The following is an 11,608-nucleotide window of genomic DNA, read 5'->3' as shown; positions in this document are numbered from 1 at the left end:
CGGGCCGCCTGGACCCCGCCCGAGCCGGTCTTCGAACGCGGCTACGGCGCCCTGTACTACGAGCACATCACCCAGGCCGACCAGGGCTGCGACTTCGGCTTCCTGGCCCGGCCGGGCAAGAACCCGGAACCCGACCCGAGCTAGCCGCCCCAGCGGCCGCGGTGGATCACGTCGTCGGCCTTCTTGCGGCGGGCGCGCAGGTCGCGGACCGGCTCGTCGGAGTAGCCGGCCGAGATCGCGCCGATCGGGTGGAACTGCTCGGGCACGCCGAACGCGGAGCGGTAGTGGGGGATGCGCGCCTTGGGCAGGCCGAAGAAGCAGGCGCCGAGGCCGGCGTCGGTGGCGGTCTGCAGGATCAGCAGCGCGGCCATGCCGGCGTCGATGTCCCAGTAGGGCGCCGGCCACCAGTCCTCGGACCGGTCGGCGACGCCCTTGTCCGGCTTGGCGTAGCGGTCGAGGTAGACGTCCTTGTTGGAGTGCACCACGATCAGCAGCGGCGCCTCGAAGGTGATCGCGAGGTAGTCCTGCGCCCCACCCTCCGGGCGGCACACGTCGCGGAACCGGGCGAGGTCCGCCGGATCTTCCAGCGCGAGAAAGCCCCAGCCCTGGGAGAAGCCGGCCGACGGCGCCCGCACCGCGTTGGAGAGCATCCGGTCCACGATCTCCGGTGGCACCGGACGGTTGCTGTCATAGGTTCGAATCATGCGGCGGTGCCGCACCACGTCTTGGAACTCCACCCGGCCAAAGCTAGCGGGCGAGGGCCTCGACCACCTCCGCGCCCGGCAGCGCGGCCAGCACCGGGCCGGGCACCAGCAGCTTGCTGCCCCGGATCCCGCTGCCGATGATCAGCTCGGGCAGTTCGGCGACCGCCGAGTCGACCAGCAGCGGCCAGCCCTCCGGCAGCCCGATCGGCGTGATGCCGCCGTAGGCCATGCCGGTCAGCTCGACCGCGGTGTCCATCGGCGCGAACGAGGCCTTGCGGACGTCCAGCCGGCGGCGGACCACCCCGTTCACGTCGGCCCGGGTGGTGGCCAGCACCAGGCAGGCGGCGAACCGCTCCACACCGGACCGCTTGCCGGACACGACCACGCAGTTCGCCGAGGCATCCAGCGGCGTGCCGTAGGCCTGGCAGAACGCGGCGGTGTCAGCGAGGTCGGGATCGATGGCCGCGACGCCGATCGCCTCGGCATCCGGCAGCGTGGCCAGTGCGCTCGCGACCGGCTCGCCGAGCAGGTCGGGTCGCCGGACGGCGCCCTCGACGTGCAGCGAACCCGCGATCGTCCACGCGGTTACCACTTGTTCCCGCCGCGCTGGGCCTCATTGAGCTTGGGCCGCACGTCGACGATGTAGACCAGGGCGGCGACCAGCCCGGCCATCCAGAACATCCACGTGAAACCCGCGAAGTCGAACAGCAGCAGGGCCACTGCGGCACCCGCGTTGATGGCGAGCCAGGCCGGTTTGGTCATCCGGTCGGCGGCGGTGAAGGCGTCCGGCCGCTGGATCAGCGCGTGCACGAAGGCGAACACACCGACTGGTACGGCGGCCCATTTGATGATCCACAGGATCCATAGCGCGGCTTCCGGCACATGCCAAGACTACGGGACGCCGCAAAAATGCCCCATACGCGACGTGGACCGGCGCGTATGGGGCATTAACGAGGTGCTTACTTGCTCGGCGTCGTCTTGCTCGCGGCGGTCTTGCTCGCCGCGGTGCTGCGCCGGGGTGCGGTCCGGTTGGCCGCCTTGCGGGTGGTGCTGCGGACCTCGTGGGCCAGCTCGTCACCGGCCTCCTGCACGTCCTCGGCGACCTCGGCGGCCGCCTTCTTGACCGTGCGGGCGGTCTTCTCGCCCACCGACCGGGTGCGCTTGCTCACCCGGGCGAGCAGCTCGTCGGCCAGCTCGCGGGCGTCACCGGCGGCGTCGCCGACCCGCTCCTGCAGCGTGGCGATGGCCTCCTCCAGTTGGGTGAGGGCCTTCTTGACCTGCGGCTGGGAGCGCAGCTTGGCCACGGTGTCCTCGCCGGTGCCGGCCAGCTTCTGGTAGAGCTTGGTCGCCGCCTCGGTGTACTCGTCGACCAGCTTGCGCAGCTCGGCCGGGTCCAGCTTCTCGCGCAGCGTGGTCAGGTCGCTGGGCAGCCCGTCGACGGCGCCCTTGGCCGCGTCGGTCCCGGCGCGGACCTTGGTGCGGGTCCGGTTGACCGCGTCGACGACTGCCTGGGTGGCCAGGTCGCCGGCGCCGATGGCGGCCAGCAGCGGGGTGCGAACCTGGTCGGCGGCGGCGCCGAGCGCCTGCACGGCCTGCTTGCGCGCCTTACGCACGTCCTTCGCCTTCGGCATGGTCATCTCTCTCGCTCACTCCTCGGTGTGGGGCCCGTTCACTACTGTTTCGCCGTCCACATCAGACCCCTCCACTGTGGACCGTACTGCCTTGTTCTCGCTGCGGAAGGACTCGTAGACGTCCAGCAGCACCTGCTTCTGCCGCTCGGTGAGCTCGGCGTCCGCCCGGATCGCGTCGACCACCGGGCCGCCCGCCGGCAGATCGAGGATCCCGGCCTGCACGTACAGCGCCTCGGCCGAGATCCGCAGCCCCTTGGCGATCTGCTGCAGGATCTCCGCGCTCGGCTTGCGCAGCCCGCGCTCGATCTGGCTCAGGTACGGGTTGGACACTCCGGTCCGCTTCGCCAGCTGCCGCAACGAGATCTTGGCGTTGTTGCGCTGCGTCCGGATGTACTCGCCGATGTCGCGGCCGAGATCGGAGACCTTGTCAGCGACCTTCTCGACCGACTCGTTCACCGGGAGCCTCCCTTCCGCGATCTCGACATTACGCGCGGGTGCTAGCTCTAGCAAGCACCCAGTTCGCACTTTGCCGGTGTGCTCGGTCACAGGGCGACTACCGTGGTAGGGATGGCGACCAAGGGCGACGTCGAGGGCGCCGCGCGCCGGCACCGCGGGCGGTTGGTGCGCGCCCTGGAACGCGACCGGTTGCTGGCCGATCACCGGTGGCGGGCCGCGTTCACCGAAGTCCCGCGGCACGAGTTCCTGCCCCGGTTCTTCCGGCCGGTGAGCCCGACCGGCTGGGCCGCGATCGACTCTAGCGACGATGACTGGCTCGCGCAGGTCTACGCCAACCGGGTGCTGGTCACCCAGCTCGACGACGACCCACGGCGTTGGGAGCTGGCCCGGGCCCGGGGCGAGATCCGCGGCATGCCGACCAGTTCGTCCAGCATGCCGGCGATCATGGCGGTGATGCTCGAGGCGCTGGACGTCGCCGACGACCACCGGGTGCTCGAGATCGGCACCGGCACCGGCTACAACGCGGCCCTGCTCTGCCATCGCCTCCGCGCCGGCCGGCTGGTCACCGTGGACATCGACGGCCGGCTGGTCGAGGTCGCCCGGCGGCGGCTGGCCGCCCTCGGCTACCACCCGACGTGCGTGGCCACCGACGGCGCCGCCGGCTACCCGCCGGACGCGCCGTACGACCGGGTGGTGTGCACCTGCGCGGTGTCCACCGTGCCGTGGCCCTGGCTGGCCCAGACCCGGCCGGGGGGCGTGGTGGTGACCACCCTGAACCGCCCGCTCGGCGCCGGCCTGGTGCGCATCACCGTCGGCGCCGGCGGCGGCCAGGGCCGGGTGCTCGCCGACGACGGGCGGTTCATGCCGCTGCGCGCGCACCGCCGGCACGTCGACTCCGACCGCCTCGCCCGGCTGGCCGACGCGCCCGGCGCCACCCGGGGCACCGAACTGGCCGCGTCCATGGTGACCAACCCGTCCAGCCCGTTCGAGTTCTTCGCCGGCCTGCACCTGCCCGGCGTCCTGCCCGCCAGTACCGGCCCCACCGTCCTGCTGGTCCACTCCGACGGCTCCTGGGTCCGCCACCGCCGGTCCGACGACGGCTACCAGGTCACCCAGGGCGGTCCGCGCCGCCTCTGGGACGAAGCCGAGAAGGCCTACGCCCAATGGTGTGAACTCGGCCGCCCGCGCCGCTCCCGGTTCGGCATCACCGTCGACCCGGACACCCAGGACCTCTGGCTGGACACCCCCGACAGCCCCTACCGCTGGTCGCTCACAGCCGGGCGGTGACCCAGGTGGTGACCTCGGAGACGGTCTCGGCGACGGTGCGGGCGGTGGTGTCGAGCAGGGTCATGGGCGGGGCCGTGGTGGCGGCGTTGGCCCGGACCCAGTGGTTGAACTCGATCATCTCGGCGATCCGCGGCTCGTCCCACTCGCGCCAGGCGGGCCGGCGCCGCAGGCGCTCCGCGAGCGGCCCGTCGGCACAGGTCAGGGCCAGGTAGTGGGTGTCGCCGATGAGCACCCGCTCCGGGCGGAGCTCGAGCTCGGGCGGCACGACGGTGCCGCACAGCAGCACCGGGCGGCCGTTCTGGTTGAGCATCGCGATCATCCGTAGCCAGGTCCGGCGGAACGCCCCGAAGTCGTCGTGCGGGTCACGCAGCGCGTCCACCCAGAGCAGGTCCTGCTCCAGCACCACGACCCGGTCGGCCAGGCGCTCGACCAGCAGCCGGCACACCGTCGACTTGCCGGTGCCGCTCGGCCCGGTGAGCACGAACAGCGGCAGCCGCCGGAACGGCTCCCGGTGGCCGCACGCCCCGCAGACCAGCACCGGGCCGTCGTCGACCGCCGGCTGATCGGCCCACTCGCCGCAGCCGGCACAGATCATCAGGTTCAGTCGAACAGCTCCTCGAGGAAGCTGCGCTTCTTGCGCCGGCCACCGTGCCCGTAGCCGTGCGGCGAGTCCTTGTACCCGCCATGGCCGTAGCCGTGCGGCGAGTCGCGATAGCCCGCGTTCTGGTAGCCGCCGTGACCGCCGCGGTAGGGCGCAGGCGAGTCGGACCGGTAGGGCGGCGGCGCGGCCGGCTGGTAGTGCCGCTGCTCGGCCCCGACGATCTGTTCAAGCTCACCGCGGTCCAGGAAGATCCCCCGGCAGCCGTCGCACTGGTCGATGTGGATTCCCATCCGGTCGACGGTGTGCATCACGTTCTGACACTTCGGACAAATCACATCACCACCCTACGCAGGCCGGCCCGTTCGCGCGTGGATGTCGGGCGCCGACATGCCCGGTCGCCAGGTTGTGGCGAGCGGCCACATCGTCGCGGCGGCACCGGAAACCTAACGTCACAGGGCATGACGAACGACCTGGACGGCCGGATCGCGCTGGTCACCGGCGGCGCCGGGGGCATCGGCCGGGCCTGCGTGCTGGCCCTGGCCGCCGCGGGCGCGAAGGTGCACGTGGTGGACCGGGACGGCGCCGCGGCCGAGCGGACCACCGCCGAGGTCGGCGGCTGGGCGCACGTGGTGGACCTGGCCGACCCCCGCACCATCGACACGCTGCCCGAAGCCGTCGACATCCTGGTCAACAACGCCGGGGCCCAGCACGTGGCGCCGCTGCACGAGTTCCCGCCGGAGAAGTTCGCCGAGCTTCAGCGGTTGATGGTGACCGCCCCGTTCCTGCTGATCCGGCGCTGCCTGCCGCACATGTACGCACGCGGCTGGGGCCGGATCGTGAACATCTCCAGCGCGCACGGCGTGCGGGCCAGCGCCAACAAGGTCGCCTACGTGGCCGCCAAGCACGCCCTGGAAGGCCTGTCCAAGGTCGCCGCGATCGAGGGGGCCGCGCACGGCGTGACCAGCAACTGCGTCGACCCCGGCTACGTCCGGACCCCGCTGGTCACCAACCAGATCGCGGCCCAGGCGGCGCTGCACGGCATCGCCGAGGACGAGGTGCTCGAGCGGATCCTGCTGGACCGCTCGGCGATCAAGCGGCTGATCGAGCCGGAGCAGGTGGCCGCGCTGGTGCTGTGGCTGTGCGGCGACCACGCGGCCGCGCTGACCGGCGCGGCGCTGCCGATCGACGGCGGCTGGACCGCGAACTGACTTTTCCCGACAACCTTTCCCCCCAACGAAGTGCGGTGATGTCCTTGTCCTCCAACCCCACCACCGACCGGCAGAGTCTCGCCCGGGTGGTCAGCGCGAGCATGATCGGCACCACGATCGAGTGGTACGACTTCTTCCTGTACAACTCGGCCGCGGCACTGGTGTTCAACAAGCTGTTCTTCCCCACCGCGGACCCGCTCACCGGCACCCTGCTGGCGTTTCTCACCTACGCCATCGGGTTCGGCGCCCGGCCGATCGGCGGCCTGGTGTTCGGGCACTTCGGGGACCGGTTGGGGCGCAAGCGGTTGCTCGTGGTCAGCCTGGTGCTGATGGGGATCGCCACGTTCGCGATCGGCCTGCTGCCGACCTACGCGGCGATCGGCGTCGCGGCCCCGCTGCTGCTGACGCTGCTGCGGCTGGTGCAGGGTTTCGCGCTCGGCGGCGAGTGGGGCGGCGCGGTGCTGATCGTCTCCGAGCACGGCGACCCGCGCAGGCGGGGGTTCTGGGCGTCCTGGCCGCAGGCCGGGGTGCCGTGCGGAAACCTGCTCGCCACGGCGGTGCTGGCGATCCTCGCCGCGGTGCAGTCCGACGCCGCGTTCCTGTCCTGGGGCTGGCGGATCCCGTTCCTGCTCTCGGCCGTGCTGGTGGTGGTCGGGTTGTGGATCCGGCTCAGCGTGACCGAGTCGCCGGTGTTCCTGGCCGCCGCGCGCCGGGCCGAGCGCGCGACGGCGAAGGAGCACCCGCCGATCGTCGAGGTGGTCCGCCGCGGCTGGCGTTCGCTGCTGATCGCGATGGGCGCCCGGATGGCCGAGAACATGTCCTACTACGTGATCACCGCGTTCATCCTCGTGTACATCACCACCGTGCTGGGCATGGCCCGCTCGGCCGGGCTGAACGCGGTGCTGATCGGGTCCGCGGTGCACCTGGTGACGATCCCGTTGTGGGGCGCGCTGTCCGACCGGGTCGGGCGCAAACCGGTGTACCTGTTCGGGGCGATCGGCATGGGCGTGTGGGCGTTCGTCTTCTTCCTGTTGCTGGACACGAAGTCGTTCTGGGTGATGGCCCTCGCGGTGTCCGTCGGGCTGGTGCTGCACGGCGCGATGTACGGCCCGCAGGCGGCGTTCTTCTCCGAGCTGTTCGGCACCCGGGTGCGCTACTCCGGCGCTTCCATCGGCTACCAGCTCGCCTCGATCGCCGCGGGCGCGCTCGCCCCGATCATCGCGGTGGCGCTGCTCGCCGCCTACGACAGCACGGTTCCGATCTCGCTGTACATGCTCGGCATGTGCCTGCTCACCGTGATCGCGGTGCTGGCCGCCCGGGAGACCAGGGGCACCGCGCTGGACGACGCCACGCCGGACCAGGTGCCGGCCGATGATCGGATCGGCGCGAAGGCGGACACGGTGACAACATGACCGGATGGACGACATGACCACGTGGCCGACATGACCCACGTGGGCACGGGTTCCGACGCGGTGCGCCAGCTGCTCGACCTGCTCGCCAAGGACGCGAGCGGCGAGCGGCTGGCGCGCGCCACCGAGTTGGCGCTGCGCATCGACAACACCCTCGCCGCGCACCGCCGCCGCGAGGCCGAGCTGACCGCGTTGTTCGACACGGCAAGCGATCTGGCCCGGCTGCGGGACCCGGACGCGGTGCTGCGCTCGATCGTGCACCGGGCCCGCACGCTGCTCGGCACGGACGTGTCCTACCTGACGCTCAACGACGAGCAGGGCGGCAAGACCTACATGCGGGTCACGGACGGCTCGGCATCCGCGCTGTTCCAGCAGGTCCGGCTGGGCATGGGCGAGGGCCTCGGCGGGCTGGTGGCGCAGACCGCCCGGCCGTACGCCACCTCCGGCTACGCCGCCGACGACCGGTTCCGGCACACCGTGCCGATCGACGGCGCGGTCCGCGAGGAAGGCCTGGTGGCGATCCTTGGCGTGCCGCTCTCGTTGGGGGACAAGGTCATCGGCGTGCTGTACGCGGCCGACCGGGCGCCGAGGGAGTGGGCCGCCGAGGAGATCGCGCTGCTGTCGTCGCTGGCCAACCACGCCGCGGTGGCCCTGGACAACGCCCGGCTGCTGGACGAGGTGAGCGCGCACAACCAGGCGCTGCGCCGGGCGGCCGACGCGCACGACCGGCTGGCCGACCTGGTGCTGCGCGGCGGCGACATCCCGGACGTGGCGGCCGCGGTGGCCGGCGTGCTGCGCGGCGGGATCGTGGTGTTCGACGCCGAGGACACCGAACTGGCCAGGACGGACACCGCGCCGGTCCCGCCGCCGGTGGCCGCCATCGCCGCGGCCCGGGCCAGCGGCCGGGCGGTGTCCACTTCGGACATCTGGGTGTGTGCCGTGCTGGCCGGTCCGGAACTGCTGGGCAGCCTGGTGCTCACCGGGCGCACCGACCTGGGCGACGCGGACCGGCGGCTGTTCGAACGGGCCAGCGTGGTCACCGCGCTGCTGTTCCTGCTGCGCCGCTCGGTCACCCAGGCCGAGGAGGAGGTGCGCGGCGAGTTGCTGGCCGACCTGCTGACCGCGCCCGGCCGCAACCCCGGTGCGCTGGTGGCCCGGGCCCGCCGGCTCGGCATCGACCTCACCGCGCCGCACGCGGTGCTGATCGCCGCGGCCGACGGGGTCGCCCGGCGCCGGCTGGCCATGGCCTGCAGCCGGTACGCCGCTCTGGTCGGGGTGCATGCCGAGCAGGTGGTCCTCCTGGTGGCCGACCCGTCCCCCGGGCAGTTGGCGGCCAAGCTCGCCACCGAACTGACGTCCACTGTGGACCTTCCGGTCACGGTAGGAGCGAGCGGCCCGGCCGCCGGTCCCGAGGCGCTGGCCGCCGCGCACGCCGAGGCCGCCCGGTGCGTGCGCACCCTGACCGCCCTCGGCCGCACCGGACAGGGCGCCGCCCTGGCCGATCTCGGTTTCCTGGGCCAACTTCTCGGCGACCGCACCGACCTGGCCGGCTACGTGCGCGAAACTCTCGGCCCGGTTCTGGACTACGACTCCCGGCGCGGCACCGACCTCATCCACACCATGCGCACCTACTTCGACTGCGGCGCCAACCTCACCCGCGCCAAGGAGATCCTGCACGTGCACGTCAACACCGTCGTGCAACGCCTGGACCGGATCTCCGCCCTGCTCGGCGAGGACTGGCAGCATCCCGACCGCGCCCTGGAGATCCAGCTCGCCCTCCGGCTGCACGGCCTCACCTGAATTGCCGAAATCCGGAACACGCCCGGAAAGTTCCGGTCATACTGCCGTGGATTGCCCTTTCCCCGAGGGTGGCCGAATGCGCGGAGCTGAGGGGCACACCGCTCATGAGTGCAGCCAACGACCTGCCGGCCGGCAGGCTTCTGCGGGTTCACCGCTGGCCGCTGTGGCGGCAGCGACCGCGGCAGGTCGGCTACCACCTGCTGGTGTCGCTGGCCGCGGTGGGGGTCACGGTCGCGACCACGGTCGGGGTTGCCGTGTCCGCGCGGGATCTGGCCGTTCTCGCGCTGCTCGTCGCCATGGGCGTGACCCAGGCCGAACTGGGCCGCCAGGTCGAGCGGGCCCGCAGGCGCACCACGGAAACCGGCTATATCAACATGACCTCGGTATGGCTCCTGCCGGCCGCCCTGCTGCTACCGATGTCGCTGGTCACCGTCGCGATCGTGGTGCTGTACACGCACCTGCACCTGCGGAGCTGGTACCGGCTCAAACGGGTGCACGTGTTCCGCACCGTTTTCGGCGCCGCCGCGCTGGTGCTGACCTGTTACGCGATCCAGCGCGCCGCGATGGCAGTGGGAACCGGCGTCGCCCCGATCATCGTCGGTATCGCCGGGTATTTTCTGCTCAACCTGATCCTGATCATTCCCACGCTCGACCGGAACCTCCGCCCGCTGCGCAGCGTGCTGTTCGGCTGGGCGGACCACCTGCTCGAGTTCGCGACGCTGTGCCTGGGCGCCATGACCGCGATCGTCCTGGTCACGCAGCCCGCGCTGGCGGTGCTCGCCATCGCGCCGCTGTTCGTCCTGCACCGCGCCGCCCTCATCGGCCAACTCGAGTCCGACGCCCGGCAGGACGCCAAGACCGGCGTGTGGAACGCGGCCGGCTGGCAACGGGTGGCCCGCCAGCAGTTGGCCGGCGCCGGCCCGGTCACCGTGCTGATGGTCGACCTGGACCACTTCAAGCGGGTCAACGACACCCACGGCCACCTGGCCGGGGACGCCGTCCTGCGGGCGGTCGCCGACACGATCACCGCCACCGTCCGCCGGGCCGACGCGGTCGGCCGGTTCGGCGGTGAGGAGTTCGTGGTGCTGCTGCCGGACCTGACCGAGCAGGAGGCCCGCGCGGTCGCCGAACGCATCCGCGCGCGCATCGCCGGTCTCGAGGTCACCTTCCGGGACCAGCGGATCGGCGGGCTGTCCGCCTCCATCGGCGGGGCCAGGTACCCCGGCGCCGGCACCACGGTCGAGCGAGTCGTCCAGGCCGCCGACGCCGCCATGTACCGGGCCAAGGCCAACGGCCGCAATCAGGTCGCCGGGTTCGCCGACGGGTCGGGTGAGCGCAGGCCGACGCAGTCGAACGACCAGAACTGTTCGGCGTAGACGAGGGCGCCGGTCATCCAGGGCTCGTGGCCGGGCAGGGTCACCACCTGGAAGGCGACGTCGGGGATGCGCACCGAGGGTTTGGTGAAGCCGAGCGGCCCGGCCGCGCGGAAGCCGAACCGGGCGTAGTAGGCGGGGTCGCCCTCCAGGAACACGAGCGGGGCGGCGGCCTCGGCTTCCCGCAGGGCATGGGTGACCAGCCGGCCGCCGATGCCCTGGCCCTGGTGGTCGGGCAGCACCGCGAGCGGGCTGAGCACCAGAACCTCGAGCAGCCGGGCGGGCGCGTCCACCCACGAGCGGGTGAGCATGGTGCTGCCGACGATGCGGCCATCATCGGACTCCGCGACGTAGAACCGGCCGGCGGCGCCGGCCGGAGCCTGTTGCAGGGCCACCACCAGGTCGCCGATCACCTCGTCCCGGAAGGCCCGGACGGCCACGTCGCGGACCACGTCGAGCTCACCGGCGCGCTGGGCGCGGATCGTGACGGTCATGTGCGCAGAACGTAGGGGCTACCGGCCGAACGCGCACGCCATATCCCGCCCGACCGTCGCCGACGGCGCCGGCGACCGGCCATGCAGCCAGCCGGCCAGGGCGTCGAACGCGGCCAGGAAGCACGGGGCCATCGGACGCAGCCGGTCCGGGTAGACGTCGACCAGACCGTCGACGTGGTTGCCGGCCTCGATGCGGTAGTAGCGGAACAGCCGGTCCCGGCCGGCCCGGTCGACCATCCGGGCGTACTCGTCGGAGTCCTGGGAGATCGGCAGCAGCGCGTCCAGGGTGCCGTGCAACGTGATCAGCGGCCGGGTGATCCGCCCGGTGAGCGAGACCCGCCGCACCGCCCGGTGCACCGACTCCGGCCGGGCGGCGTAGTCGTAGTCGGCCTCGGCGCCGGCGTAGGACGGGTCGAACTCCTGCCGGTAGATCCGCTGGGTGAGGTCCCAGTAGACCCGGTAGTGGTAGTCCCACAGGAACTCCGAACCCGGCGCGAACCCGGCGTCGAGCACCTGCCGGGCGTCCCCGGCCGGATAACCGCGCAGCGCAGGCGGCAGGAACGTGAACAGGTTCGGCCCGGCCGCGGTCCACAGCGTGCCCTCCCATTCCACCCCGCCGTCGAACAGCCACGGGTTGTGCTCCAA

14 protein-coding genes are annotated in these 11,608 nt (G+C 72.1%); 5 read left to right on the top strand and 9 right to left on the bottom strand.

From position 1 onward, the window contains the following. Positions 1-140: 140 nt before the first annotated feature. The 5 genes from VFO68_RS21280 to VFO68_RS21260 form a co-directional block, all read right to left on the bottom strand. Positions 141-719 carry a nitroreductase family protein gene (locus VFO68_RS21280; RefSeq protein WP_325160105.1) on the bottom strand — a complete coding sequence of 193 codons (579 nt, stop codon included), beginning with the start codon at positions 717-719 and terminating at the stop codon, positions 141-143. A gap of 28 nt (positions 720-747) precedes the next feature. After that, positions 748-1,296, bottom strand: coding sequence for a YbaK/EbsC family protein (locus VFO68_RS21275; RefSeq protein ID WP_325160103.1), 549 nt, complete (start codon positions 1,294-1,296; stop codon positions 748-750). Then, positions 1,290-1,586, bottom strand: coding sequence for a DUF2516 family protein (locus VFO68_RS21270; protein ID WP_325160102.1), 297 nt, complete (start codon positions 1,584-1,586; stop codon positions 1,290-1,292). The genes VFO68_RS21275 and VFO68_RS21270 overlap by 7 nt, the downstream gene beginning before the upstream one ends. A gap of 77 nt (positions 1,587-1,663) precedes the next feature. Next, entirely contained in the window at positions 1,664-2,341 is a 678-nt protein-coding gene (locus VFO68_RS21265) for a hypothetical protein (protein WP_325160101.1), read from the bottom strand. A 9-nt stretch (positions 2,342-2,350) separates the two neighbouring features. After that, a complete protein-coding gene (locus VFO68_RS21260) occupies positions 2,351-2,791 on the bottom strand; it encodes a helix-turn-helix domain-containing protein (RefSeq protein ID WP_325160100.1) in 441 nt (146 codons plus the stop codon). A gap of 111 nt (positions 2,792-2,902) precedes the next feature. On the opposite strand from VFO68_RS21260, the gene tgmC reads away from it, so the two are divergent. Further along, positions 2,903-4,078 carry an ATP-grasp peptide maturase system methyltransferase gene (gene tgmC, locus VFO68_RS21255; protein WP_325160099.1) on the top strand — a complete coding sequence of 392 codons (1,176 nt, stop codon included), beginning with the start codon at positions 2,903-2,905 and terminating at the stop codon, positions 4,076-4,078. Here tgmC and VFO68_RS21250 read toward each other — a convergent pair. After that, complete coding sequence (locus tag VFO68_RS21250) at positions 4,062-4,673, bottom strand: AAA family ATPase (protein ID WP_325160098.1); 612 nt, start codon at positions 4,671-4,673, stop codon at positions 4,062-4,064. The two genes, tgmC and VFO68_RS21250, sit on opposite strands and share 17 nt — an antisense overlap. A gap of 5 nt (positions 4,674-4,678) precedes the next feature. Further along, positions 4,679-5,014, bottom strand: coding sequence for a zf-TFIIB domain-containing protein (locus tag VFO68_RS21245; protein ID WP_325160097.1), 336 nt, complete (start codon positions 5,012-5,014; stop codon positions 4,679-4,681). A gap of 123 nt (positions 5,015-5,137) precedes the next feature. Here VFO68_RS21245 and VFO68_RS21240 point away from each other — a divergent pair, with 123 nt between their 5' ends. The 4 genes from VFO68_RS21240 to VFO68_RS21225 all read left to right on the top strand — a co-directional run bounded on the left by VFO68_RS21240 (position 5,138) and on the right by VFO68_RS21225 (position 10,472). After that, positions 5,138-5,887 carry a 3-hydroxybutyrate dehydrogenase gene (locus VFO68_RS21240; RefSeq protein WP_325160096.1) on the top strand — a complete coding sequence of 250 codons (750 nt, stop codon included), beginning with the start codon at positions 5,138-5,140 and terminating at the stop codon, positions 5,885-5,887. Between the two features lie 38 nt (positions 5,888-5,925). After that, positions 5,926-7,299 (top strand): MFS transporter, encoded by a 1,374-nt coding sequence (locus tag VFO68_RS21235; RefSeq protein ID WP_325160095.1) that lies wholly within the window; start codon positions 5,926-5,928, stop codon positions 7,297-7,299. Positions 7,300-7,329: 30 nt separating this feature from the next. Next, positions 7,330-9,096, top strand: coding sequence for a helix-turn-helix domain-containing protein (locus VFO68_RS21230; protein ID WP_325160104.1), 1,767 nt, complete (start codon positions 7,330-7,332; stop codon positions 9,094-9,096). A gap of 104 nt (positions 9,097-9,200) precedes the next feature. Beyond that, positions 9,201-10,472 (top strand): GGDEF domain-containing protein, encoded by a 1,272-nt coding sequence (locus tag VFO68_RS21225; protein WP_325160094.1) that lies wholly within the window; start codon positions 9,201-9,203, stop codon positions 10,470-10,472. On the opposite strand, the gene VFO68_RS21220 is transcribed toward VFO68_RS21225, so the two are convergent. Both VFO68_RS21220 and VFO68_RS21215 read right to left on the bottom strand, forming a co-directional pair. After that, positions 10,397-10,963 (bottom strand): N-acetyltransferase, encoded by a 567-nt coding sequence (locus VFO68_RS21220; RefSeq protein WP_325160093.1) that lies wholly within the window; start codon positions 10,961-10,963, stop codon positions 10,397-10,399. The genes VFO68_RS21225 and VFO68_RS21220 overlap by 76 nt on opposite strands. 18 nt (positions 10,964-10,981) lie before the next feature. Further along, positions 10,982-11,608: 3-hydroxybutyrate oligomer hydrolase family protein (locus VFO68_RS21215; protein ID WP_325160092.1), on the bottom strand; the 627-nt coding region annotated here is incomplete at its 5' end.

This window comes from Actinophytocola sp. (assembly GCF_035712165.1).
Classification (GTDB): domain Bacteria; phylum Actinomycetota; class Actinomycetes; order Mycobacteriales; family Pseudonocardiaceae; genus DASYTH01.
This window is presented reverse-complemented; position numbering and strand designations above follow the sequence as displayed.